The following is a 24,809-nucleotide window of genomic DNA, read 5'->3' as shown; positions in this document are numbered from 1 at the left end:
TTCTCTTTAATATGTAACTGATCCCCATTACCGTTACTAAAAGTGCCATTCCTAAACTGCGCAATAAGCGATTTTGTTGCTCTCCTGTTTTTGGTAAAGTAGCTTTTCCAGATACGGTGGTTTTGGTCGTACCTGTAGAATTATTTTTTGTGGTGCTACCATTTTTTGAAGTTGACGTTTGATTTGATTCTTTCTTTTCGGTACTTTCTTTATTTTTATTCGTTTCAGTTGTGGTATCCACTTTACTTTGATCTTGTTTGTTGTCGTCATTCTCAGTTGGTTTATTTGTTTGATCCGTCTTTTCTTGGCGTGTAATTTCTGAGATGACTGATTTCTCTCCGGCTTCATTTTCTGTATAGTATTGAACTGTTTCCCCATTTGCTACAGCTTTAGATAAATAAATCGTCGTCGGTTCTTCTACTTTTACATCTACTAAACGAGAAGAATTGACCTTTTCTTGTTTGGCTTTTCCGATGATTTCCCCGTTCAAAACAACGTACATCGTTGTTCCTCCTGGAATAACCGCCGTCATTTGTTTTCCTTCTGTACCATAAATGAAAGCAACGTTTCCTGCTAACGCTACTGTTGTTTTGATTTTCTTATAGATAAACGTGATCGTGTTTGTTCCCTTTTCAATCATGACTTCTTGTATCGCTAACTTCGGATTAACTAGTTCATATCCTTTGATTAGTAACGCTTCTTCTTTGTGAAGCTTCCCAATCTCTAAATCAGTTATTACTTTTTTCTCCGCAATTGATTGACCTTGCTCATCGATATATCGGACAGTCAGATCGGCTTTTTCATTTTCTGACGGTGATGTTTCTTTGGCTTTATATATAAATGTAATGGTGTTGCCATCACTTTGTACTTCTATCGTTTGGACTTTGGCACTCAGCAATTCGTATCCTTCGATAAGTAACGCTTCTTCCGTATATGTAGAGCCGACTTCTAAGTCTTGGATTATTTTACCATTAGCAATCGATTGACCATGCTCATCAATATATTTCACAGTCAAATTGGCTTTTTCATTTTCTGGCGGCGTTGTTTCCTTAGTTTCATATATAAATGTAATGATATTGCCTTCGCTTTGTATTTCTATCGTTTGGACTTTGGTACTCAGCAATTCGTATCCTTCGATAAGTAACGCTTCTTCTGTATGTGTAGAGCCGACTTCCAGGTCACTTATTATTTTATCTTCAGCAATCGATTCCCCCTTCTCATTAATATACTTAACAGTTACAGCTGCTTTTTCTTTAGTCACTGGATTTTCATCATAACGGAAAGTAATGATATTGCTATTTGGATCCTCGGAAACATTGATTGTATAAGTTTCAGGCCCTACGATCGTGTAGCCATCAATCACCAGTGCATTTCCTATGTATTCTGTTCCAATCTCTAAATCATTAATTACCGTAGGTTCGGCAATCGGTTGACCAGTTTCATTATGTAAATACTGCACAGTTACTGACGAGAAACTTTCTTCAGGACTATCTTCAATTTTCTTATAGTAAAAATTGTGATGCATCTCTGCCGTTTCCATATAAATAGTCACTCTATCTGGCGAGATCAATTCATACCCTTCTACAATTTCAGCGAATAAGGTTACATCATTTCCGACGAAACCGACTTCCTCTGAAAACCAAAGTACTTTTTGTGTATCTACATCTACCCCATTGACAGATACCCATCCTATTTCCGGTTCAGGCATGGATAGGTCCAATGTTCCTGAATCATGTGGTGGTTGCACCTCATCAATCATTTCGATTTCACTTACTGCGTTGGATGCTGCCAATACGTTAGGTGCTAGCAACCCCACTACAGTGGTCATCAGCAATGCTGAGTTCATAATTGTTTTCATTTTTTTTATTTTTTTATTTTACTTTCTTTTCGTCATTTAATTTATCTGCTCCCCCAGTTATATTTGAAATTTGGCTAACCTAGCTTTTTCTTACTTTATTCTAAGGTTGGTTACTTTTATTTATGTACTTGAATCCGATTATCCACCTCCTTAAAAAACGTTATTTAAAATAAACAATAGTAGTTTAACCTACATATTAATGTTACCTGTAACATATAAGATTCGCAAGATTATTTTATTATTAAACCAAGGTTTTCTGTGTGTTAAAATAAAAAAATATCTAGTTAAGGAATTAAAATTATGATTTTCACATTCTTAAAAAAATTCACAAACGTTATTTAAAATCCGATTCTGTTTATTTAGTAAAAATGATTGATTAACAAAAAAAGCCCGTCACGGTAAATGATTAATCATTTTACCATGACGAACTGGAAATTATTTAGTTACATTTTATAAAATAGATTTAACACATAACTTCTTTAATCAAAAAATTAGTTTACTGTTTGAGAAACATTTATTTCTGTCTTCTTACTACTATACTGACTCATATTTTTAAATAATTGTTGAAGTAACGGACTTTGATTGTGTCCTTCAATTGCTGCTTGATCACGCCAATTTTCAACCATGACAAATTCATTTTCAATATCGATTGATTCGTACAATTGATAGCTTAAGCACCCGTCTTCTTTTCTTGTACTTGCAACAAGTTCATTTACTTCCGCAAGAAATTCATTTCTTTTTTCTGGTTTGATTGAAAATTTTGCATTGATAACGATCATTTTTCCACACTCGCTTTATTTAAAAGTTGTAATTTTTTCTGGAGCCAATCGAACAGATTCATATCCTTCTTCTACTGCTTTCCCAACAGATAAGATCATCACTGGAACATAACGTTCTTTGTCGAGATCAAAAGCTTCAGCCAATTGGTCTGCTTCGAATCCCCCGATTGGATTTGTTTCATAGCCGTGACTACGAGCAACTAGCATGAATTGCATTGCAGCTAAACTAGCATCAATTTTCACAACGTCATTCATTTGTTCACGTGTAAAGTTTTGGTAATAAGGAAGGATCGCAGCAAGTTGTTGGTCTCGGACTTCTGCCGGCATCTTACCTTCTGCTACTGCTTGGTCATAGATTTCTTCCCCATATTCGTAGCAGTTCATATCTCCAAAGATCATGACCATAGCTGATGAAGTATCATTTTGTCTCGTATTAAAACGGATCAATGGTTTCAATTTTGCTTTTGCTTTTTCACTTTCTGCCACCACAAAACGCCATGGTTGCATATTAACTGAAGATGGTGCTGTTGTTGTTTCTTGTATCATTTCTAACATTTCTTCATGAGAAATCTTAACCGTTTCATCATATACACGAACGGATTTTCTTCCAAATACAACACTTGAAAAATCATTGTTTACTAATTCTTTGCTCATTTTTCTCTATTCTTTCTCCTAATGTAGTTAATAAAGTTTATTCAATAATTTTGTTAGTTCGGTGATTTCTTCATCGGTCAACGAAATGCACAAAGAGTCAGCGGACTGTTGATGATTATTTTCACACTTAGCCAGTTCTCGTTTGGCTGTATCCGTCAGTAGAACAAATACTTCACGATTATTCGCTGGATTGCGTTTTCGTGAAACATAGCCTTTTTCTTCCAATATCTTCAAATGTCTAGAGATAGCTGCATTGTCTATTTTCAGATCTGTTTGAATTTGATTTTGTAAACATTTGCCTTTTTCCCATAAAAACATCAGCATTTCATATCTCGTCAAACTGAATCCAGTTTCTTTCTCGAACAAAGCTGATCCTTCTTGACTGATAATTTTGATTTTATAGAGTAACTGACTGAGTTTTCTTAAATCCATCTCCATCCTCCTTCCGTTGACTTGTCAATTATTGACTTATCAATAATATAAATGTTTTAGTGAGACTTGTAAAGCATAAAAGTTTGAATAACAAAAAAAAAAGAGAAAGCTATTCCTCTTTCTCTTTTGACTCTATACTTTTTGATGTTGGTGAAATTCACCAACATCTTTTTATGTTTATGATGTAAAAACATAGAAAAGACACCCTGAAATCCTTTAGAATTAATTTGGCTAACCAATTCATAAGAGGATTCAAGATGTCTTATACTCAGCTTATCAAAGATACCCTAAATATTCTAGACCTAACTATCTATTTCGAGGAAAATTGTTTAACCAAAGAAAGATATAAAGGGCAAATTTGCTTGATTTACAAAGGTACTCTTCAATACACGCCCGAAGAGTGTCCACATTGTCTCAAACCGACGATTGCCTTATTTAGAAAGCTGTTTTCTCGATTGTCCTTAGCGACTCGAAAAGCTGTTGAATTCATTGTTATTGATAGGTATGCGCCTTATGTTTCATTGGTTAAAAAGCTTTTCCCAAATGCTCAGTCAAAAAGAAGAAGCAAAGTTGAACGATGAAAAACGAGTTTGGCGTGCCAGTTTCAAAGATTACTTAACTGAAAGTGAGATTGTCGACCGATTGTTAGCCACTTGTCCCAACTTGCGATAAGGCTATCAGTTATATCTAGATGTTCTTTATGCAGTAAAGAAAAGAGATCATTTACTATTTGAGGACTGTTTATCCAGAGAAGTCAGCCAGCTACCTGAAACTTATGCGACAACTTTGCGAACATTTAAAAAGTTTCTGCCACAGATCCGAAATGCCCTCCGCTACAGTTATTCAAACGGACCACTAGAATGTTTAAACAACCATATTAAAGTATTAAAATGCAATGCTTATGGGTTTCGAAATTTTTATCATTTCAAACGTCGGATCATGATTCGACACGGTAAAACCATTTTAACCAAATAAAAAGAACAGAAAGAAGTTTTTCTTCTTTCTGCCCAAATTATTCTAAGATTTCTCTTTACCAACATCATTCGACAAAGAGCCTCTCTTTTAAACTATTTTTTATTTATGAGACAAGCGCTGGTTCATAAATTTTTGAAGAAGTTTCAAAAATGGCTTCTATAGTAGTTAAATCATATACATCCGCATATTTTGCAACCACTTTCCCACATTTTTCTAATATTTCTTCATGATCACTTTCTTGGTATTTTTCCACACATAACACGATACAATTTTCTAATTTATTAATGACTTCACCTACTACTACATGCTTTAAACCGATTGGCTTACACGCATATTTTTGTCCCAAAATGATTTCTTCGTTATTCATATCTCATCCACCTTTAATCGTTCTAACATTTTATAAAATGATAATAGCATTAAAATTAGATTATGAAAACCAAAAACCATTATAATTTTAGAAAAAAATCAAAAGAACGACTTTTTCGAGCGTTCTTTTGATTTCACTTATTAAAGTTATTGAATTTTTTTAAGAAATAACATCTAAAGGCACGATATCAATAAGCATTTCTACGTATTTCTCAAGATATTCTTGATCAATATGATCGTATCCGCCTGTTACACCACAATCAATATCTAGAACGCCAATCAGACGCCCTTCTTTGATCATGGGCACAACGATTTCAGATTGAGCTGCAGAATCACAAGAAATATAGTTTTCATGTTTCTTAACGTCATCAACGATCAATGTAGTTTTTGTTTGTGCTGACTCACCACAAACCCCTTTTCCTATTGTGATCCTAGTACAAGAAACACGACCTTGAAATGGACCCAAAATCAATTCTTCGCCATTATATAGGTAATAACCTGCAAAAACTGTTTCTGGTAATGTCTCGTTCAACAAAGCAGAAGAATTCGCTAAATTTGCTAGCCAATGATCTTCTGCCTCTAATAATCCTTTTTGCTGTAATAATAAAATTTGATAGGCATCTTCTTTTTGCTTTTCTGTCCACAACATCTCAACCACTCCTTCTATGAAAAAATTATAGCTTAGAAATGATTTGCTGACTAGTCATTGAGAAAAAACTGACCTTACTAGACAGAAAGACGGGAAAAGAACATCCTTCAAATATAAAATACTTTCATTATTAATTTTTAGCACGGACTCATTAGAAAATTATTCTGCTTGCTGGATCTCTTGTTCCAAGTTTGCATAATCTATTGTCGTTCCAATAAACGTTGGATCATCGCTGGGAAAATGTTGAACAAGTGTTTCGATTTTACTGATTTCGACAGTGCCTTTTGTCAGCTCAAAATCAATGACATGCCCTCCGAATTGTTTAGCTTCATCGATATAGTGCAAATGAAATCCAGCAGCTGCTACTCCTTGAAACAGTTCTGGCGTATAAAATCCAACTAACGTTCCTTGACTATTTGTTTCATGAAATTCAGGTTGAGACTCTGATATTTTTGCTAATCTTCGGTAAGGCTTTTCTTGTTTTGGCATAATACGTGTGTGGACTGTTTTAAACAGCCCAGTAATTTTTATCGCTAAAAATAAGTTGTTTCCTGCTTGACTGGCTAAAATTGATTGTTTTAATTCTTCGCCTTTTGTTTGATTTTCGACTTCAAAACGTTCATCTGTAATGAATGGGGTGATTGCTGCATAAGGAGTGGTTTCTTTTCCTGTCAGCTTAACAACTACTCCATCTGAACGCCCTTGATAAGCTTCGCCATCCAAGAAGATGACTTCCCCATCTAACCCATGTAGCGTTCCCAAACCTAAAGTCCCGTGTTTGAGTATCTGTTCAATCGTCTCAGTACCATCCATTAGTCCTGCCATCAATGCTCCTAGTGTTCCATGTTGAAAAAGTATTCTTTCACTCATCTTAGCATCTCCTTAATAGAATTGATCTGGTAAAATCGTTTCACCAAGTTTTTCATTGTCACGGTAGTCGATTGGAATATCGATGATAACTGGACCTTGCGTTTTAAATCCTTCTTCTATTGCTTGTTCCAACTCAGCGACAGAGGACACACGAAGCCCCTTAGCACCAAAAGCTTCCGCATATTTTACAAAATCAACCGGGCCAAAATCCACACCGGAAGCTCGTTGATATTTCATGATTTCTTGAAATTCTACCATATTGTAACGACCATCGTTCCAAATCAAATGAATGATCTTCAAATTTTTACGAACAGCTGTTTCTAGATCTTGAGCAGAAAATAAGAAACCACCATCACCAGATACCGAAATGATTTGTGTCTTAGGACGTACTAATGCAGCAGAGATTGCCCATGGTAAAGCAACGCCTAGTGTCTGCATCCCATTGCTAAATAATAGATGTCTTGCTTCATAACTTCTAAAATGACGTGCCATCCAAATGTAGTGACTACCTACATCTACAGTAATAGTCATCTCATCTGTCACTTTATTTTGGAGTGTATTAATGACTTCTAGAGGATGTAAAATTCCTTCGCGGTCTTTCGTTGGCACAATATCACGCTCAGTTAATTTATTTTGCAAAAAGGCTAAGTATTCTTTCGCATCACGTGACACTTGATGCGGTGTTAAAGAATCCGTCAACAGATCCAATGTTTCAGAGATATCCCCGATTAATTCTCTTTCTGGCTGCATGTAAGAATCAATCTCAGCTGGTGTTTCATCAATAACGATTATTCGAGCATCTTTTTCAGCATTCCAGTTTCTTGCTTCATATTCGATTGGATCATAACCAATCGCAATCACTAGATCACTTCGTTTCAATAACATATCTCCTGGTTGATTTCTAAACAAACCGACTCTGCCAAAGAAATAGTTTTCTAATTTTCTAGAGATCACACCAGCGGCTTGGAAAGTTTCTACCACCGGCAAGCCTGTTTTTGCTACTAATCTACGGATCGCTGCTGTTTCTTTTTTACTTGAACCTCGCATCCCAATTAATAAAACAGGTAATTTCGCTTCTTGAATACGTTCCGCTAAATAATCGATATCGCCAGCGGAAGCAGAACCTAATTGTGGATCTTTTAGAGGTTTGATGACTTCATTTTTTACAGTCGCATCTACCACATCTTGTGGGATACTAATAAAGCTTGCTCCTTTTTTCGAACTTTTAGCCATTCGATAAGCATTGGCAATCACTTCTGAAATTGTTTCTGGATCTTGAATTTCTGCACTATATTTAGTGATTGGCTGAAATAAAGCAGCATTGTCCATGCTTTGATGAGTTAATTTAAGTAGATCGCTTCGTTTGACTTGTCCTGCAATTGCAAGAACCGGATCACCTTCAGCCGTAGCGGTCACTAGCCCAGTTGCTAAATTACTAGCTCCAGGACCACTAGTAGCAATGACGACACCTGGCTCGCCTGTGATCCGTCCAATTGCTTGAGCCATAAAAGCGGCATTTTGTTCATGTCTCGTAACGATTAATTCTGGTCCTTGATCTTCTAACTCATTAAACACCCCATCGATTTTTGCTCCTGGAATCCCAAAAACATATTCGACTTGGTGATTTGCTAAACTTTCTACTACAGCTCTAGAACCTTGTTTCATTTCATCATCCATTACAATATTACTCCCTTTTCATTAAACATTCTCTCGAAAAACGCTTTTTCATTAGCACAGTTTTACAAACTGTTTCACAAAAAGAGTGTAACACAAATTTTTTCATTTGTGTAGTAATATGAAAAATAAGCTGTAGTTTCAGAAAAATTCATGAAACTACAGCTTATTTGATTAGCGATACGATTTTCCCCAAATAGCTAACCCAAGCAATCTCTCATCGATTTGCGCAACTTCAGGCAGTAGCCCCCATAAACAATAACCATTTTTTTCAAATAAACGTTGACTCGCTTGATTACTATCGAAGATAAAGGCTAGTACGGTCTCAATACCTAAGCCAGGGAGCTGTTTTTCTACAAAGTCCATAGCATACTGCCCAATACCTCTATGTTGATAGGTCTCATCAATATAAATACTGATTTCTACCGTTTGATCATATGCTGGTCGTCCATAAAAATCACTCAAACTGATCCAGCCAATGATTACTCCTGCTTCTTGCATGATCCATAGTGGGCGTTTCTTAGGATCATGGGCTTCAAACCATGCCAATTTATCCTCGATAGTTACGGGCGTTACATCGGCAGTTGATTGTTTCGTTAAAATCGATTGATTGTAAATCTCCACGATGCGAGGTAAATCTTCTTTAGCTGCTATAGAATAACGGATCATATAGTACACACCTTTTTTTGTTTAAAAACTATTATACCAGTTCAAATTTTTAAGACAAGAATCTACTGATAGGATCACTAATCAAAACAAACACGTTTTTTAGCAAATGATAGTTTTTACTTATTTTTATTACGTTTGTATTGATGAATGATTTTTAACGCTCTTTTTTTCGTTTTGATATTGGGGCTCTTTAGCCGACGATAAGCACTCGCTAAGTCTTGTTTTTCCATTGCTTTCTCCCTTTTTCAAGTCTATTTTTATCAAATAAACCGTTCACGAACTCAAATAGTAATGATTACGATTTATACAAACAATATAACTTCACCCAAAAAATTTGTCAATAAAAAATAAAATGAAATAACGATTATTTTATAATGTAAACAGCAAACAAAGATGGTATTATAAAGTAACAAAAAATTATCAAGGTGAGAAAATGAATAACACTCAATTAACGCTATATATATCCCTGGTCAAATTCCTCGGACAAGCTTTAGGGGAAAACTATGAAGTGGTTCTTCATCATCTGGAAGAAGGTCATTTTCATATCGCTGCCATTGAAAACAATCATATAAGTGGACGAGATATCCATTCTCCTGTTACTGGTTTCGCTTTAGAAATGGTGCGCTCAAAGAAATATCTTAAACAAGATTATTTAGTCAACTATGATGCACAAACAATCAACGGGAAAAAATTAAGAGGTGCCACTTTTTTTATACGCAATGATCAGCAGAAGATAGTCGGATTACTTTGCATTAATCAAGATATCAGCAAATATCAGTCACTCTCAAAGGAGATACTCGCATTAGCTGGCTTATCAACAGAAAAACAACCACTTGCAGTGTTTGATACAAATCACCTCCCCGAATCCGTTGAGATCTTGGAAGAAACCATTCAAGGGATTATCTACTCTATCGTCCCCTCCGATCTCTTGGACAAACAGACTCCTTTAAATAAAGAGTTGAAAATTAAAATCATTCGCCAATTAAATGAAAAAGGAATCTTCCAAATCAAAGGCGCCGTTTCACAAGTGGCTAAGATTCTCAACATATCAGATCCCAGCGTTTATCGTTACCTGAAGATTGCTGAAGGAGAAAAGTAAAGAGATTGCGAAAGCATCGGTTACCTCCAATGACAATAAGCAAGCATTTTTTTAACAGCTTCTCAGACATGATGGGCTTTGAAACTAAAGACGGCACTCCTCTTCACTAAGGCGTGCCGTCTTATTTCTTGGTTGTTTCACTTTTGAAACAGGCGAAAGCTATAGTAAAAACGATCTAATCAGCGAGTTGGTATCAACTCATTACCCAGATATCATTTGATCACTAATTGAACACATAACTTTTCCCATTGTCTATTACTCTTCTTCATTTTTTTTATTCAATGGTGCCAAAAACGCTTGTTTATCAAATGTTCCTTCCCACTTATCTACCATAATCGCAGAAACCATTGAGCCTGCGACGTTCAACATGGTACGTCCCATATCAACAATCGGATCGATACCAAATATCGCTCCAATACTTGCGATCGTGTGTCCAAACCCTAAGCCATTAAGAGTAACTGTCGCAGCAACGGTCGCCGTACCAGGTACACCAGCAATTCCGATGGATCCTACCGTAACGACAACGACCACCAAGAAATAAAAGGATAGATCCATTTCTGCGCCAACAGCTGATCCCATTAAAACACCAAGCATAGCAGGGAATACACCAGCACGTCCATTCATACCAATCGAAGTTCCTAAAGTAGCAACAAAATTTGCCGTTTCTTGAGACACACCTAGATCTTCTTCCAGATTTTCCAAAGTATAAGGTAAAGTTCCTACACTTGAACGGGAAGAAAAAGCAAACAATAGTGTCGTAAATGCTTTTTTGTAAAAAACAATTGGATTCACACCCATGAATAGTAATAAAATGACATAAACGATCAACATCAAAAGAACACCAGTATATAGAGCTGCAATAAATCCGATCATTCCCATAATTGCTTGAATCCCTCTAGAAATAATTGTATTACTTACTAAAGCAACAACCCCATACGGCATCAACTTGATCACGTTAGTTAAAACGGAAATGACGGTTACTTTTAATGAGTCCAACAACGTAACAAAAGGTGCCACTTGATCCGGTTTTTTGACTTGTAAGAAGCGAATAGCTCCAGCAAACATAGCCGCTATGATCACAACCGATACAATACTCCCATTATCCCCCATCACACTAACTATATTGTTAGGTATCAGTTTCAAGAAAAATTCTGGGAAACTTTGCGAAGCAATATTACTAATACTTTCTGCTTTGTCTGCTGCCAAGTCTCCAGCAAACTCTGCACCGTTAAGCCGATAGAGTTTGACAACCGCAATCCCCAATGCCGCAGAGATAGCTGTAGTCCCTAGTAATGTTGCAAAAGTTTTTCCCGTCAAATATTTTAACCGTTCTCCTTTGACATCAATCACTACTTTGATAATCGATAAGAACACGACAGGAATAGCTAGCAACTGGATCATCTTCAAGAATCCTGAACCAACTAGGGCATACCAGGCATTGATTTCCGTTCGAGCAAATTCGGTATAAATTTCGCTATCGGAACCAATCAAATCAATGACAACCCCTAAAAGCAAACCAAGAATAAGAGCATAAATCATTCGTTTTGAGAAATTAATCCGTTTGTCTTTGAGGTACTTCATTACCCCAAGGGAGAGAATCAGCAAAGCGATTCCTCCCGCAGTATAATAATTACTTACTTTCAGAAATTGAGTAAAAAAAGGTGCATCGATCAATTTATTCATCCCCTTTATTTTGCAGTATTTGCTACAACATTTAGTGCTTCCCACGTAGAAGAAAAAGGTGGTGCATAAGCAAAATCAACAAATCCTAATTCTTCAGTCGTCATTTGAGCGTGTATCGCAACAGCTAAGCCAGTCGCACGAAGAACTGTTTCATTTTTCCCGAATAGTTGGGCACCATACAACACTTTTGTTTGTCGGTCATAAACCAGTTTGATCATGATTTTTTCTTGAGTTCCATAATAATTCGAGTGATTCATTGTCTCAATACAAGTCGTTTTGATATCTAATCCTTTTTCTCTTGCCATTTTTTCAGTGATACCAGTCGCTGCTGCCTCGTACTCTCCTACTTTGATCGCACTACTGCCTAATGTCCCTGAATATTCCTGCATCTGTACACCGCTAAGATTGACCCCAACGATCCGTCCCATTTTATTCGCTGTAGTCGCTAAAGGAAGGTAAATATCCCCTAAGATTCGATGGGGAATCGAAGCACAGTCACCTGCCGCAAATACATCTTTTTGAGACGTTCTCCCGTATGTATCGATTTTAATTGCACCATTTCCTAACAATTCCAATTGATCATTCAAAAAGCTGGTATTAGGAACAAATCCAGCAGCAACGATCACCGCATCCGCCTGATAACTTCCTCTATTCGTTTTGACAGCTACCACTTGTTCATGATTTTTTTCGATCTCTAGAACAGACTCCTCCAAGGAAACCCTTACATTTTCTTCTTCAATAGCTTCTTTAATTTTAGTAGAAAATTCCGGATCAAATGAACGATTCATCAAGTGAGGAGCCATCTCGATCAAATGAATATTTTTTCCTGCTTTCGTTAACTGATCAGCTACTTCAATGCCAATAAATCCACCACCCAGGATGACAATATTTTGATAATTTGATAATTCTTGCTGTAGTCGTTTGACTTCATTAAGTTTTGTAATCGTATATACATCACTAGAATCAATACCAGCAATGTTAGGAACAAACGGCTTTGCACCGACAGCCAGCATCAGACGATCATAAGTTTCATGACTCACTTCATTTGTACTTAAATTTTTTACAGCTAACGTTTTAGTGGCAAATTCGATTGATTCTACTCGATGGCGCAACAATAATTTAATTCCTAAACGTTCGATTTGTTCAGGCGTTCGAGCAAACATCTCTTGTTCATTATTAAATTCTTCGCCTAAATAATAAGGAAGCCCACAAGCGCCGAAAGAGATATAATCCTCTTGTTCAATCACGATGATTTCTGCATCTGGATTGACTCTCTTTGCTTTGGCCGCTGCGCTCATTCCTGCAGCAATTCCACCAATGATTATTATTTTCATTCTTTCTTCCTCTTTTCTTATGCTTTAGATAAAACCCATTCGATTTCTATTAAAGCATCTTTTGGTAAGGCAACGACTTGAAAAGCTGATCGTGCTGGGAAACGTTCACCAAAGTGTTCTGCGTACACTTGATTAAATGCTTCAAAATGATTCATATCAGTTAGAAAACAAGTCGTTTTAACCACTTGATTCATGGTCAAGTCTAGCTCCTCCAACACTTGTGATATATTGATCATAATTTGGTTCGCTTGTGCTTTAATCTCTTCAGAAACGATTTCACCAGTGGTTGGATCGATTGGTAACTGTCCAGAAACAAAGATCAAGTCTCCCGCCACGCGATATTTTTCATACGGTAATTTGTTGCTACTCATTCTTTTCCTCCTTTAATAATTTTTTATCATATAATACAATTACACTAAAAAATTATCATATATTTTTAAGGCAGTCAACCACTTTCAGAGTTTTTAAAAACCGCAAAAATTCTTTTATTTAAAATAAAATTATAAAAACTAATGTTATTTAAAATCTAACGCAAGCAATTAATTTCATTGATAATTTTTTATCAAGAAAGCGTTGACACAACGGAAATGAATGTGTTATTTTTGAGATACATGAAGTAGGTTTGGAGGAAACCCATATGAATATCAATACAAAAATTCTACACGATTACCCAGTCATCGACCCAGTTACAGGCGCATCGTCGATACCTAAATATCAAACTTCCACGTTTCATCAAAAAAATGTCTTCACTCACACAGGTTTTAGTTACACTCGTTTTGGTAACCCTACTGTCGAAGCGGCGGAAAAATGTATTGCTTCATTAGAAAACGCGCAGTTCGGTTTAGCCTTTTCATCAGGAATGGCTGCTATTAACGCTGTCCTGTTCCTTTTATCCAAAGGAGATCATTTAGTACTAGGTAAAAATATTTATGGTGGAACCTTCCAAAGCATCCATCTTTTCTTAGCTCGTTTCGGGATCGATTGCACTTTTGTTGATGAAACGGATATTGATTCTTGGCAAAAAGCGATTAAAAAAGAAACAAAAATGTTTTACATTGAAACTCCTTCCAATCCATTATTAACAATCACTGATATAAAGAAAGTGACTGAATTGGCTAACGAGTATCAGATCTTAACAGTTGCAGATAATACATTTATGACACCCATTTCACAACATCCTTTAGATTTAGGTGTTGATATCGTGATACATAGTGCAACAAAGTTTATCAATGGACATAGTGACGTTGTTGCAGGTTTGGTCGCTACAAATAACGAGGAGCTGTATCAGCAATTAAAGGAACATCAAAAAGCACTGGGCGGGATTTTGGGTCCTGAAGATGCTTGGCTACTATTGCGCGGCGTTAAAACGCTGGGGTTAAGAATGGAAAAATCAGTTCGAAACGCTAGTGAATTAGCTAACTTTCTCGTCAATCATCCGAAAGTAACAAACGTTTATTATCCTGGTCTTGAACAGCATGCTGGACATTCGATCCATCAAAAACAATGCGAAGACTGTGGTGCTATTTTGTCATTTGAAGTAGATTCAGTTAAGCAAATTGAAACCTTATTCACACACTGTCGTGTACCAATCGTAGCTGTCAGTCTCGGCGGTGTGGAATCCATCCTTTCTTATCCTTGGGCGATGTCTCATGCCAGTATGCCTGAAAAGGATCGATTAGCGATGGGTGTCACTGAAACTTTAGTTCGGCTTTCATGCGGGATCGAAGATGTAGAAGATTTGATCGCTAATCTTGATGATGCGTTAAATGCTATGTAGTTTCACTCACTGTCTGATATTCATGGTGAGTTCTATCATCGAAAATAAGCCGGATAGTCCCAAAATAGTTCCTCCTATTTGGGACTATCCGGCTTATTTCTTAGAGTTAGACACTTCCGACACGCCTTCTTTTTCATCAAAATTTTTTTATTTCATCATCGGTAAAAATTTCAGAACTGTTGTATTTGGGCTATAAAAGTTCTCTTAACCAACTGTTGGCTAACATGGACTAATATCTTATTGTTCTAATAAATACCGATCGTAATTCTCGATTTTCTTATGTAATCGTGTTAAACACTCTTGCATCTCATCGATCTTTTGAATCAAATGCTGTCTTTCTGTCATCAATAATTGCTTCCTAGCAGCAATTGTCTGGTCTCCTTGCTTACACAATTTATTGTATTCGATCAACGACTCAATGGATAAGCCAGCATTTCTCATACAAATTGTAAAATCTACCCAGTTGAGGTCTTCTTCTGTATAATCACGGATTCCGCCTTTCGTGCGATGTACAGGTGGAATGAGACCAATTTTCTCATAATAACGTAATGTATCGGGCGAGATCCCTTTCGTTTCACTCACTTGTTTGATGTTCATAGTCGATATCCCCTTTTTTCTGTTCCATCTCGTTCATAAACGACTATCCTAACATTTATCTGCTTGGACAAACCCAATAAACGAATGGAGATTTATGCATGATCATCGTCGCATTTGAAACAACGTACAAAAAATGATCTAGTCTTTCGGCTCTCACTATAAGGGATTTTTCTCAAAAAAGCTAGCAGACCTAAAAAATTCGAGAAGTAACGAACCATACAGCTCCTGTTACTCCTACGAATTTTCTCTTATCATTCACTCGTACATCAAGATGTGGATTTTATTCTTTGTACACGAAATGCTTGATTCTTTGCTAAATAAAAAGGGCGTAAGTATGCAACCGTGTTGGAAAGCGGTAAAATATCTTTACTTAAATCAATGTTTAGCACTTCTTTCAAATACGTTTGACGAATCATAATGCGTTGCCATAATTCTGGATACTTTTCTTTGATTTTTGCTTGCAGTGCCTCATCAGCTAATACCACACATTCTTCCGCACTAACACCTGTATAACCCGGAACTGAAGGAATGATATCTAGTTGAAAAATCATCCCACTTTCAAGTATTTCTTGCGACTCTTGATAAATAGGTGAAGCTAACCACTCTTCATCTGCTGTCAAGTGACCAGGATTTAAATGCCAATGGAACTGTTTTTTTGGTAAAACAGTCTCAACTAGTTGATAAACTTCTTCGCCTCTCATCCCCACTTTGATTGTTTCTAACCAATGAACAATTGCTTGAAAATAAGGTTTAGCCACTTTTTCTAAATAATCCGCTTGCTCTGACGGAAGTTGTTTTTCATGTTCGATGACAAACCCTGTTCTGCTAGATAGACCACCTTTAAACCCAGTAGTTAAAGACAACGCATCCCCAAGTTTAATTGTTTTATCGGTTGGGTAAAGATTAGCATATTCGAAACGTTGCCCTGTCGCAGCAATTGTCACTACCGTGTTCGGTTGTCCTTTTCCATTTAACAATGCTCCAATTTCAGACTCTTTTACACCTACTTCAATCTTGTTTAGTGCTTGTAACATGCAACTAGAAGCTAGATTGGCACCAAATTCATAATGAGCGATCTCATTGGCATTATTTGTTCTCCGTATTCCTTTTTCCCCGATCAACAGCGAACTAGCATTTAGTAGTTCAGTCGTTTCACCTTTTACTTTTTCGATTGCTTCAATAATAAAGTGAGGAACATCGAATAGCTTGGTCGCTTCTTTCTTCCGTGTAGTAAACATTTTCCAACCAACTACCCCGATTTTTTTCTTTTCAACGAACCCTAACGAGGTAAATAATTGTTCTAAAGGTTGTTCGTGATCCATTGGTTGATTCGGCAATGAAAAAGGTGGATAATGAACCAATTCTGATTGGATTCGTGCATGTTTACATAGTTTCAGATTTTCATTTCCCAAAATCAAGGTACTTTTTCCACTATTTTCCATAACAAATAATCCTTCTTCAAACCGTGGAATAAATCCTGTAAAATATTCAAAATTGCTACCATGCTCACGATCTGCATAAATGATTAGTGTGTCAATCGCTTCTTCTCTCATCCTTTGTATCATTCGTTTTTTTCTCATCTCAATCGTTTCATCTGTTAAGAAAACCGGTGAGACATCTGCAAATGTTTTCGGCTCAGTCAACACATCTAAAATTATATTTATCTTTTCCATACTTACTCCTTTATTGATCTAATATAAGACATTCCACCTGATTATTTATCAAAGCTTGTTGCAACTGCTTGCTGGGAGGTTGATCTGTTACTAGAAAATCAATCTCTTTTAAATCACAAACCTTAAAAAAACCGGTTTTATCCATTTTTGTATGATCTGCTAAAGCAACCACCGTTTTTGCCTGTTTGACCATTTGGCGTTTGACAAGTCCTTCTTCTTCCGTATGGATGAATATCCCTTCAGACGATAAAGCAAAAACACCTAAAAATGTATAGTCTACACTGTATTGTTTTAATTTCTCAATAGTATCTGAGCCATGTAAAAAAAGTTGTGTTTTGTGCAATTTTCCCGGCAATAGCGTAATCGTAGTTGCTGACCTTTTTGCTAACAGCATCGCATGAGTCAAAGAATTAGTGATAGCTGTCAAAGGTTTCATCCCTATTTGATTGATCACACTTTCTACAGTAGTGGAGGAATCGAAAATAACCGATGAATTGTCTTTAATGATAGCTGCAGCGGTTTTTCCTAACTGAAGTTTCACTCCATTTAATTTAGTTGAACGTTGCTCATAATCAAAAATAGTTGCTTCTCTTTCTAATAAAATCGCTCCGCCGTGTGTTCTGCGAACTATATTTTTTTCTTCTAACTTCATTAAATCACGTCTGATCGTGTCTTTAGATACTTCCAGCTGTTCTGCTAAGTCATCAATCGCAGCATTTTGTTTTTCTTTCATGATTTTGATTATTTTTTTCAAACGAATTTCCCTCAGCATGAAACCGCCTCCCTTAAGTCACTTTACTACAGTTTGCAACATTTTGCAATATTTTGCAATTTATCGCATTTTGTCGCAAAAAAATCGCCAAATGCAATCAAATGATTTGTGCTATAATAAGCAGACAACGATGATTCCGTTACTGATATGAAAAAATCTTATATAGGAAAGTAGATGAATCTATGAAAATCGTTCCTCCAAAAATTTCTCCCACATTACCACTTAAGCCCTTTTCTACAATCTATTCCGAAGAGGAACCAATGCTTGAAATGTGCAAAGTAGTCAATGACGAAGCAATCGAAGCATTTTTCGATCGTCCACGTTTTTACAATATGGAATTTGATCACTGTCAATTTACAAATAGCGATTTTAGTCAGGTCGAGTTCGTAGATGTTCGCTTTACAAATTGTGATCTTTCCAACGTCAATATGACAAAAGCCTCTATCCACCGAGTAGAATTTATCAATTGCAAACTACTTGGGACAACCTTTCAAGAATCAACGATTAAAAACGTTACTTTTAAAGATTGTCTAATCAATCTAGCTGCTTTTGGCTATGCTAAAATGGAGAATAATCAATTTTGCCATTGTTCATTGGAAAACGCCGATCTTTATCATTGTCACTTCAAAGGAATCATTTTTGACAATTGTGAATTGAACGAAGCGAATTTTCAGCAAACCTCTTTAAAAGGCGTTGATTTAAGCTCCTATAATTTTGAAACATTAGGCATTACGATCAATGAATTAAAAGGTTGCCAGGTCTCAACCTACCAGGCCTTAAAATTCTCTACATTGTTAGGTCTAATTATAAAAGAGTAAGTGAATAACCTAGGTTTAATTCCCTAGAAGTAATACGATGAACACCATAAAAAGGTCATGAAAGATACAGCTAGCTCTGCTCTGCTTTGCTCGGAGCTATTTGCTTCTTTTATAACCTTTTTTAATTATCTTTCTCGGATCTAATACTTATTAAACAGACTTCACTGTTTCATCTTTATGTTTACGAGCGGTAATCACGTAAGCGATAACCAATACCAATTTCAGTAATGATATATTCAGGCTTCAACGTATTTGTTTCAATTTTTTTGCGGATATTTGACATATTGACTCGCAAAATTTGGGAATCTTCACTGTATGGTCCCCATACTTGGGTCATTAAGGTTTGATAAGTGACTACTTTACCAATCTGCTCAAATAAACATTTAAGTAATCGATATTCATTTTTTGTTAAATGGATTTCTTGGTCATTTTTATAAACCAACTGCTTATCAAAATCGATTTTCAATGCATTATTTACTACGATCAACGTCTGTTCTTCTTTGGTTTTCTTATGGCGTAAAGCTGTTCTTATACGAGCTAGAAGTTCGTTAGTCCCGAAAGGTTTGGTGACGTAATCATCTGCTCCTAAATCAAGGGCGGCTACTTTTTCATTTTCGTCCTTTCGTGCAGAGATTACCACGATCGGAAGATCCATCCGTTTCCTCAATATTTTCAAGAGATCCATTCCATCAATATCAGGTAAACCTAGATCAAGTAAAATGACATCAAATGTTTCTGCCTGTAAAGCAGTTAAAGCTTCCATCCCATTTGCTGCTACCGTTAATCTATATTGTTCTCGCTCAAAAACCACTTCCATGAAGTCGGTAATATTGGGATCATCTTCAATCAATAAGATCATCTTATTCATAAAAAACTCCTTACTTTAAATAGATTCGGACAATCGTTTCCCCATTATCGGCAATCATCTCCATTTGTCCGTTATGAGCACGAATGATCGTGTTGACAATACTTAAACCAATTCCCAATCCGTTTTTAGAATCAACAGGCACCTCATTTGGTTGAGTCAGATTATTTTGGATTTTTTGAAATTGTTCAATAGGAATCTCACCCTTATTTCTAATCTCAATCCTCGTTTCTTCTCCATTTTGGCTCACAGTCAATCGTACAGGTTGCTGTTTTTCACCGTGTCTCAAAGCATTCTCAATCAAATTGAACAAAGCTTGTTCAATTAAAATAGGATCTGCTTGGATGAATAGCATGTTTTCTGGTAATACGACATCTAATTGGCTATCTGGATACACTTTTTTCAAATGACTATACACAGCTTCGATAATTTCTTCAATCGGTTCCGCTGATTTATTCACTTTCATTGTATTCATATTGATCCGTGTAATCGATAATAAATTTTCCACCATCCGAATCAACCATTGGGACTCATCTTGAATATCTTGCAATAATTTTTGTTGGGTTTCTTTCGACACACTTTTTTCATTGTTTAACGTCTCCGCAATCCCTGAAATTGCCGTTAATGGTGTCCGCAAATCATGCGAGACCGCTCGGAGCAAATTGCTGCGGACTCTTTCTCGTTCATTCTCAAGTTCGATTTGCTCTTTCTCATTTTTCAATTGATTTTGTTCCAGAATCGTTGCCAGTTGTGTAATGAGCAACTTTAAATAGTTTAGTTGATCGTTTTGTAGGTCGTGGGAATGACTTCGTTCCATTCCTAAAACAGCTACGACTTTTCCATTAGTAAGGATCGGTAAATAGAATCCTTTTGCTCCTCCGAGGGTATCGGTTCCATTTCCTGCTTCCTGTTGGTTTTTTGCTGTCCAAACAGCTACTGCAATTTCTTCACTGATGTTAAGTCTTGATTTTTTCCGATCGACACGATGCACACTTTTCACTTGTCCTTCAGAATCAAAGAGAACCACTTCCCGATCTAACAAACGTGAAAGATACGTCGCAGTAATATCAAAAATTTGTTGTTGATCTTGTGCTAACACATATTGTTTATTCAATTCATAAAGAATTTCCATTTGATGCTCTTTTTCCATAGAATAAACTGCTTGTTTTTTTAACCGCACCATTAAGTTACTAATCATCAGAGCAACTAAAAACATGATCAAAAGAGTGAACGGATAGCCTTGTTTATAGACTGTCAATGAATAAAGCGGCTCAACAAAAAACCAATTGAACGATAGTACACTAAGGATTGATGCTAAAGCGCTCCAAAAATAACCGGAAGTCATCCGAGCGACTAATAAGACGAAAAAGAGATAGATCAACATCAGATTTTGATCACCGACGTTCAAATACTGCATCAACTCAGTAATTAAAGTGGCACAAAAAACAGCACCTAATGCATACCCTAGATCTTTCCCGCCGCCTTCAATGATTTTTCTTGTATGAAATAAAAAAGACGGTCTAGTTTCTTGAAATGGGATCAAATGGATCTCTGTATCATTCAATCGCTTCAGCAATCGGTTTTCAAACGATTCTAAAAATAATCGTTCATACCATGGTTGTCGTAGATTCTTTCCCATGATGATATCTGTGATACCAGTCATTTTAGCGTATTCAACGATCGTTTCAAAGCTTCCTTCTTCTTCCATACTGATCACTTCTCCACCAAGTTTGTCAGCAAGTGGTAAGTTTGTCGGCGTGTCTTCATGTGAACGAATCTGAATAACGACCCATTGCGCACCTAAGCCCTGCGCTAATCTTGCAGTCCAACGAATACACTTTTCTGCCATTTTAGGAAAATCGTCATTAACAATAGTCAACAACTTGCTTTGGATTCGATTGGTTTGACTACTAACTTGATTGATATGGTCGGAAGCTCTTTGGATCGCTAAACCTCTCAGATGATTCAACTTTTGTGGGGTAAAAAAATTTTTTAAGGCTCGTTTTGCATTTTCGTTGGTATAGATCTTTCCTTCTTCTAACCGTAAGATCAATTCTTCCGGCTCAACATCGATCACTTTCAAAGATGCTTGTTGAAAGAAAGTATCTGGCACGGTTTCTTTTACTTCCACACCTGTTACATTAACAACAACATCATTCAAACTTTCGATATGTTGCACATTAATCGTTGTAAAAACGTTGATTCCAGCATTCAGTAACTCTGCCACGTCTTGGTAACGTTTCTTATTTCTTGAACCATGCGCATTGGTGTGTGCTAATTCATCGATCAAAACTACTTCGGGCTTTCGCTTGATCAAGCGATCAATATCAGGTTCAAATAAAGTGATTGATTTGTAATTGATTTCTTTGGGTGGGATCTGAGGCATACCTTCGAGTAGTTGATTCGTTTCTGGTCGATCATGAGGCTCAATATAGCCAATCACGACATCTTTACCTAAGGCAAATAATTCTCTAGCTTCTAAGAGCATCGCATACGTTTTACCGACACCAGCCGCAAAACCAAAGAATACTCTTAGTTTGCCCTTCTTCCCTTGCTGTTTTTGCATAAAATCTTCTGATACACTCGATAACGACATCCTTTCCCCCTCCAACTTATCCTTTATGTAAGTCTGAGCCATTTTCTGATTGGCTAAAACCAATCAAGAAAATGGCTAGAACCGATTATGAATCAGACATCTGATCTAACGAAAGATTCAATTGTAATACATTAACGTATTTGCGGTCTGAAAACCAATCCTTATGGCTGTTTTTTTCTATTATAGCATAGATATCCGCTTCTTTAAGACCTCGCTCTTGAGCGATTTTTGACACTTGAAAATTGGCTGCTTCCACACTGATATCCGGGTCTACACCACTTGCCGAAGCAGTCACTAGATCCACCGGAACTTCTTTTTGCGCTGGGTTTTCTTGAAGTTGTTTTTTCGTTCTCTGTTCCACACGTGAAGCCTGTTCCTTGGATACCGGTGACAGTTGGCTAACTTTTTCATTCCGTCCAGAAAAATAGCGAGTTGATTCAAAAGGTTGCCCAATCAACTTCGAACCTATGACTTTCCCATCATTGGTAACTTGGCTACCATTAGCTTGTTCATTGAAAAATAGTTGACCGACCCCGGTAACTAGTAATGTATAACCCCCTCCAAAAACAAGTAAACTTAACAATAAAAAACGAATACTTCCCATAACTGTTTTTCGTATCACTTTTCTCCTTTACAAAATCACGAATGATAAAATGACATCAATCAGTTTGATAAAAATAAATGGTGCAATGACCCCTCCTAATCCGTAGACAAGTAGATTATGTCTTAGGATTTGACTAGCTGGTTTTTCCTGGTAAGCAACACCTTTCAGCGCTAACGGGATCAATGCCACAATCACCACCGCGTTATAAATGACCGCAGATAAAATAGCTGTTAAAGGCGTACTAAGTCCCATGATGTTCAATTGATCTAGTTGTGGATAGATGCTATAGAACAAGACTGGGATCACCGCAAAATATTTAGCAACATCATTGGCAATACTAAAGGTCGTTAACGCTCCACGAGTCATCAATAGTTGTTTGCCGATTTGAACTACTTGCAGGAGCTTCGTAGGGCTTGAATCTAAGTCGATCATGTTCCCTGCTTCTTTGGCAGCCTGGGTTCCTGTATTCATTGCCATCGCTACATCAGCTTGTGCTAATGCCGGAGCATCATTCGTTCCATCACCCGTCATTGCTACAAGGTGACCTTTTTCTTGGTACTCACGGATTAATTCCATTTTGTTTTCTGGTGTTGCTTCTGCCAAAAAGTCATCAACGCCCGCTTCTGCTGCAATCGCTGCCGCCGTCATGGGATTATCCCCTGTGATCATGATCGTTTTGATCCCCATTTTCCGCATATCCGCAAATTTTTCTTTCACACCATTTTTTACAATGTCTTTGAGATAAACGACACCTAAAACTTGGTAATTTTTGACAACTACTAATGGGGTTCCCCCTGCACGTGCGATTTGAGCCACTAATTGATCGCATTCTTCAGGATAGGTATGTCCATTTGCTTCCACGTATTTTTTCATAGTGTCAGCCGCGCCTTTACGAATTTCGTCCCCGCGATAATCGATCCCGCTCATTCTTGTTTTGGCACTAAAATCAATAAATTTCACCTCAGATTGCTGAAATTCACGTTCCCGTAGATTGAATCGTTCTTTGGCTAAAATCACAATGCTTCTGCCTTCTGCTGTTTCATCTGCCAAAGAGGAAAGTTGGGCAGCATCCGCCAGTTCTCGTTCACTCACTTGATGAACTGGTAAAAATTCACTTGCACGTCGATTGCCCAGCGTAATCGTTCCTGTTTTATCCAATAATAAGACATCGACGTCTCCTGCCGCTTCGATTGCTCGACCACTCATGGCAATGACATTTTCTTTTGTCAATCGACTCATACCAGCAATACCGATCGAAGAGATCAACGCACCAATTGTCGTGGGTGCTAAACAAATCAATAACGCAATCACAATGATTAAAGAAAGCGGGCTACCTTTTCCTGCTAGCAGACTACTAAAGTGAGTAAACGGGATCAGCGTAATCGAAACTGTTAAGAAAATGATCGTCAAAGTGATCAAAAAGATTTGCAGCCCGATTTCATTGGGTGTTTTTTTTCGTTGGGTGCCTTCCACCATCGCAATCATTTTATCTAAAAATGATTGCCCGTTTTCGGAAGTGACCCGTATCACTAAATAATCAGAGACGACTGTCGTTCCTCCTGTCACAGCGCTTCGATCCCCTCCGGATTCCCGAATGACTGGTGCTGATTCTCCAGTAATGGCACTTTCATCGACGGAGGCAGCCCCTTCAATAACGTCCCCGTCTGCTGGGATTTGTTCACCTGCCTGGACATAAACCAGATCGCCTTTTTTCAAATCAGAAGAACGGATCTCAATAAAGTTTTTTTCTTGCACATCTTCTAAACGGGTGATCTTATAGGTCATTACTTCTTTCTTCGCTTGCTTCAAACTATCCGCTTGTGCCTTCCCACGACCTTCAGCAACGGCTTCAGCAAAATTGGCAAATAATAGAGTCAACCATAAGAAAACCGTAATCGCAAGACTAAACCATAACGGTACATCCATCGGGTAAAAACACAAAATGGTTGTCAAAATCGCGCCTAAATAGACAACAAACATGACTGGGTTTCTTAATTGCTGTCGTGGGTCCAACTTCTTGAACGATTGACCCACAGCCCATAAATAGATTTTTTTCATTTTTCTC

23 protein-coding genes and 1 pseudogene are annotated in these 24,809 nt (G+C 37.1%); 4 read left to right on the top strand and 20 right to left on the bottom strand.

The genetic code is table 11. The features are described from left to right. From AB3I42_RS13320 to AB3I42_RS13305, 4 genes are all read right to left on the bottom strand, one after another. Positions 1-1,858, bottom strand: a 1,858-nt coding sequence (locus tag AB3I42_RS13320; RefSeq protein WP_368022553.1) for a MucBP domain-containing protein, incomplete at its 3' end; no start/stop codon positions are given. 491 nt (positions 1,859-2,349) lie between these two features. Then, positions 2,350-2,637 (bottom strand): putative quinol monooxygenase, encoded by a 288-nt coding sequence (locus AB3I42_RS13315; protein ID WP_010718425.1) that lies wholly within the window; start codon positions 2,635-2,637, stop codon positions 2,350-2,352. Between the two features lie 15 nt (positions 2,638-2,652). Further along, a complete protein-coding gene (locus AB3I42_RS13310) occupies positions 2,653-3,291 on the bottom strand; it encodes a nitroreductase family protein (protein ID WP_010737891.1) in 639 nt (212 codons plus the stop codon). Between the two features lie 27 nt (positions 3,292-3,318). Next, entirely contained in the window at positions 3,319-3,723 is a 405-nt protein-coding gene (locus AB3I42_RS13305) for a MarR family winged helix-turn-helix transcriptional regulator (RefSeq protein ID WP_010737892.1), read from the bottom strand. Positions 3,724-3,980: 257 nt separating this feature from the next. Here AB3I42_RS13305 and AB3I42_RS13300 point away from each other — a divergent pair. Next, positions 3,981-4,698, top strand: a pseudogene (locus AB3I42_RS13300) (transposase). A 103-nt stretch (positions 4,699-4,801) separates the two neighbouring features. Here AB3I42_RS13300 and AB3I42_RS13295 read toward each other — a convergent pair. From AB3I42_RS13295 to AB3I42_RS13270, 6 genes are all read right to left on the bottom strand, one after another. Beyond that, positions 4,802-5,065: a hypothetical protein gene (locus AB3I42_RS13295; RefSeq protein WP_010737894.1), complete on the bottom strand. Its 264-nt coding sequence runs from the start codon at positions 5,063-5,065 to the stop codon at positions 4,802-4,804. Positions 5,066-5,224: 159 nt separating this feature from the next. Next, positions 5,225-5,710: a GAF domain-containing protein gene (locus tag AB3I42_RS13290; protein WP_368022554.1), complete on the bottom strand. Its 486-nt coding sequence runs from the start codon at positions 5,708-5,710 to the stop codon at positions 5,225-5,227. A 162-nt stretch (positions 5,711-5,872) separates the two neighbouring features. Then, positions 5,873-6,583 carry an acetolactate decarboxylase gene (gene budA, locus AB3I42_RS13285; RefSeq protein WP_010718430.1) on the bottom strand — a complete coding sequence of 237 codons (711 nt, stop codon included), beginning with the start codon at positions 6,581-6,583 and terminating at the stop codon, positions 5,873-5,875. 12 nt (positions 6,584-6,595) lie between these two features. Next, positions 6,596-8,260: an acetolactate synthase AlsS gene (gene alsS / locus AB3I42_RS13280; protein WP_306690616.1), complete on the bottom strand. Its 1,665-nt coding sequence runs from the start codon at positions 8,258-8,260 to the stop codon at positions 6,596-6,598. A gap of 171 nt (positions 8,261-8,431) precedes the next feature. Further along, positions 8,432-8,926, bottom strand: a complete 495-nt coding sequence (locus tag AB3I42_RS13275) for a GNAT family N-acetyltransferase (protein ID WP_010737897.1) — start codon at positions 8,924-8,926, stop codon at positions 8,432-8,434. Between the two features lie 116 nt (positions 8,927-9,042). Continuing rightward, positions 9,043-9,156, bottom strand: a complete 114-nt coding sequence (locus AB3I42_RS13270; RefSeq protein WP_010718433.1) for a putative metal homeostasis protein — start codon at positions 9,154-9,156, stop codon at positions 9,043-9,045. A 203-nt stretch (positions 9,157-9,359) separates the two neighbouring features. Between AB3I42_RS13270 and AB3I42_RS13265 the strand changes: the two genes are divergently transcribed. Further along, positions 9,360-10,025 carry a transcriptional regulator gene (locus AB3I42_RS13265; RefSeq protein ID WP_181914384.1) on the top strand — a complete coding sequence of 222 codons (666 nt, stop codon included), beginning with the start codon at positions 9,360-9,362 and terminating at the stop codon, positions 10,023-10,025. Positions 10,026-10,280: 255 nt separating this feature from the next. Here the strand turns inward: AB3I42_RS13265 and AB3I42_RS13260 are convergent, their stop codons facing one another. From AB3I42_RS13260 to AB3I42_RS13250, 3 genes are read right to left on the bottom strand one after another with little or no spacing between them, the layout of a single operon-like run. After that, positions 10,281-11,708, bottom strand: a complete 1,428-nt coding sequence (locus tag AB3I42_RS13260; RefSeq protein ID WP_368022552.1) for a cation:dicarboxylase symporter family transporter — start codon at positions 11,706-11,708, stop codon at positions 10,281-10,283. A gap of 5 nt (positions 11,709-11,713) precedes the next feature. Next, the gene (locus AB3I42_RS13255) at positions 11,714-13,042 is read right to left on the bottom strand and encodes a CoA-disulfide reductase (RefSeq protein WP_368022551.1); all 1,329 of its coding nucleotides are present in this window, start codon (positions 13,040-13,042) and stop codon (positions 11,714-11,716) included. A gap of 17 nt (positions 13,043-13,059) precedes the next feature. Beyond that, on the bottom strand, positions 13,060-13,413 hold the full coding sequence (locus AB3I42_RS13250; protein WP_010737901.1) for a Rid family detoxifying hydrolase: 354 nt from the start codon (positions 13,411-13,413) through the stop codon (positions 13,060-13,062). Positions 13,414-13,679: 266 nt separating this feature from the next. Between AB3I42_RS13250 and AB3I42_RS13245 the strand changes: the two genes are divergently transcribed. Next, positions 13,680-14,819 carry a PLP-dependent aspartate aminotransferase family protein gene (locus AB3I42_RS13245; protein ID WP_081123460.1) on the top strand — a complete coding sequence of 380 codons (1,140 nt, stop codon included), beginning with the start codon at positions 13,680-13,682 and terminating at the stop codon, positions 14,817-14,819. 237 nt (positions 14,820-15,056) lie between these two features. On the opposite strand, the gene AB3I42_RS13240 is transcribed toward AB3I42_RS13245, so the two are convergent. The 3 genes from AB3I42_RS13240 to AB3I42_RS13230 form a co-directional block, all read right to left on the bottom strand. Further along, positions 15,057-15,416, bottom strand: coding sequence for a MerR family transcriptional regulator (locus AB3I42_RS13240; protein ID WP_010737903.1), 360 nt, complete (start codon positions 15,414-15,416; stop codon positions 15,057-15,059). A gap of 266 nt (positions 15,417-15,682) precedes the next feature. Continuing rightward, positions 15,683-17,089: a Xaa-Pro peptidase family protein gene (locus tag AB3I42_RS13235; RefSeq protein WP_034866856.1), complete on the bottom strand. Its 1,407-nt coding sequence runs from the start codon at positions 17,087-17,089 to the stop codon at positions 15,683-15,685. 10 nt (positions 17,090-17,099) lie between these two features. Continuing rightward, entirely contained in the window at positions 17,100-17,861 is a 762-nt protein-coding gene (locus tag AB3I42_RS13230; protein ID WP_010737906.1) for a DeoR/GlpR family DNA-binding transcription regulator, read from the bottom strand. 182 nt (positions 17,862-18,043) lie between these two features. On the opposite strand from AB3I42_RS13230, the gene AB3I42_RS13225 reads away from it, so the two are divergent. Then, the gene (locus AB3I42_RS13225) at positions 18,044-18,679 is read left to right on the top strand and encodes a pentapeptide repeat-containing protein (RefSeq protein ID WP_368022549.1); all 636 of its coding nucleotides are present in this window, start codon (positions 18,044-18,046) and stop codon (positions 18,677-18,679) included. Between the two features lie 181 nt (positions 18,680-18,860). Here AB3I42_RS13225 and AB3I42_RS13220 read toward each other — a convergent pair whose 3' ends face one another. The 4 genes from AB3I42_RS13220 to kdpB form a co-directional block, all read right to left on the bottom strand. Beyond that, positions 18,861-19,547: a response regulator transcription factor gene (locus AB3I42_RS13220; protein WP_010737908.1), complete on the bottom strand. Its 687-nt coding sequence runs from the start codon at positions 19,545-19,547 to the stop codon at positions 18,861-18,863. A 10-nt stretch (positions 19,548-19,557) separates the two neighbouring features. Continuing rightward, on the bottom strand, positions 19,558-22,140 hold the full coding sequence (locus AB3I42_RS13215; protein ID WP_288322687.1) for a sensor histidine kinase KdpD: 2,583 nt from the start codon (positions 22,138-22,140) through the stop codon (positions 19,558-19,560). An 85-nt stretch (positions 22,141-22,225) separates the two neighbouring features. Next, on the bottom strand, positions 22,226-22,759 hold the full coding sequence (locus tag AB3I42_RS13210; RefSeq protein ID WP_034700806.1) for a potassium-transporting ATPase subunit C: 534 nt from the start codon (positions 22,757-22,759) through the stop codon (positions 22,226-22,228). 12 nt (positions 22,760-22,771) lie between these two features. Next, on the bottom strand, positions 22,772-24,802 hold the full coding sequence (kdpB, locus tag AB3I42_RS13205) for a potassium-transporting ATPase subunit KdpB (protein ID WP_368022548.1): 2,031 nt from the start codon (positions 24,800-24,802) through the stop codon (positions 22,772-22,774). Positions 24,803-24,809: the final 7 nt, after the last annotated feature.

Source organism: Enterococcus sp. C53, assembly GCF_040887425.1.
Lineage (GTDB): Bacteria > Bacillota > Bacilli > Lactobacillales > Enterococcaceae > Enterococcus_B > Enterococcus_B hirae.
The sequence above is the reverse complement of the archived record's forward strand: the minus strand, read 5'-3'. Positions and strand labels throughout refer to the sequence as shown.

Coding starts and splice junctions, on each gene's coding strand:
- AB3I42_RS13315 (WP_010718425.1), bottom strand. CDS start 2,637: ATGATCGTTATCAATGCAAAATTTTCAATCAAACCAGAAAAAAGAAAT.
- AB3I42_RS13310 (WP_010737891.1), bottom strand. CDS start 3,291: ATGAGCAAAGAATTAGTAAACAATGATTTTTCAAGTGTTGTATTTGGA.
- AB3I42_RS13305 (WP_010737892.1), bottom strand. CDS start 3,723: ATGGATTTAAGAAAACTCAGTCAGTTACTCTATAAAATCAAAATTATC.
- AB3I42_RS13295 (WP_010737894.1), bottom strand. CDS start 5,065: ATGAATAACGAAGAAATCATTTTGGGACAAAAATATGCGTGTAAGCCA.
- budA (WP_010718430.1), bottom strand. CDS start 6,583: ATGAGTGAAAGAATACTTTTTCAACATGGAACACTAGGAGCATTGATG.
- alsS (WP_306690616.1), bottom strand. CDS start 8,260: ATGGATGATGAAATGAAACAAGGTTCTAGAGCTGTAGTAGAAAGTTTA.
- AB3I42_RS13275 (WP_010737897.1), bottom strand. CDS start 8,926: ATGATCCGTTATTCTATAGCAGCTAAAGAAGATTTACCTCGCATCGTG.
- AB3I42_RS13270 (WP_010718433.1), bottom strand. CDS start 9,156: ATGGAAAAACAAGACTTAGCGAGTGCTTATCGTCGGCTAAAGAGCCCC.
- AB3I42_RS13265 (WP_181914384.1), top strand. CDS start 9,360: ATGAATAACACTCAATTAACGCTATATATATCCCTGGTCAAATTCCTC.
- AB3I42_RS13260 (WP_368022552.1), bottom strand. CDS start 11,708: ATGAATAAATTGATCGATGCACCTTTTTTTACTCAATTTCTGAAAGTA.
- AB3I42_RS13255 (WP_368022551.1), bottom strand. CDS start 13,042: ATGAAAATAATAATCATTGGTGGAATTGCTGCAGGAATGAGCGCAGCG.
- AB3I42_RS13250 (WP_010737901.1), bottom strand. CDS start 13,413: ATGAGTAGCAACAAATTACCGTATGAAAAATATCGCGTGGCGGGAGAC.
- AB3I42_RS13245 (WP_081123460.1), top strand. CDS start 13,680: ATGAATATCAATACAAAAATTCTACACGATTACCCAGTCATCGACCCA.
- AB3I42_RS13240 (WP_010737903.1), bottom strand. CDS start 15,416: ATGAACATCAAACAAGTGAGTGAAACGAAAGGGATCTCGCCCGATACA.
- AB3I42_RS13235 (WP_034866856.1), bottom strand. CDS start 17,089: ATGGAAAAGATAAATATAATTTTAGATGTGTTGACTGAGCCGAAAACA.
- AB3I42_RS13230 (WP_010737906.1), bottom strand. CDS start 17,861: ATGCTGAGGGAAATTCGTTTGAAAAAAATAATCAAAATCATGAAAGAA.
- AB3I42_RS13225 (WP_368022549.1), top strand. CDS start 18,044: ATGAAAATCGTTCCTCCAAAAATTTCTCCCACATTACCACTTAAGCCC.
- AB3I42_RS13220 (WP_010737908.1), bottom strand. CDS start 19,547: ATGAATAAGATGATCTTATTGATTGAAGATGATCCCAATATTACCGAC.
- AB3I42_RS13215 (WP_288322687.1), bottom strand. CDS start 22,140: ATGTCGTTATCGAGTGTATCAGAAGATTTTATGCAAAAACAGCAAGGG.
- kdpB (WP_368022548.1), bottom strand. CDS start 24,802: ATGAAAAAAATCTATTTATGGGCTGTGGGTCAATCGTTCAAGAAGTTG.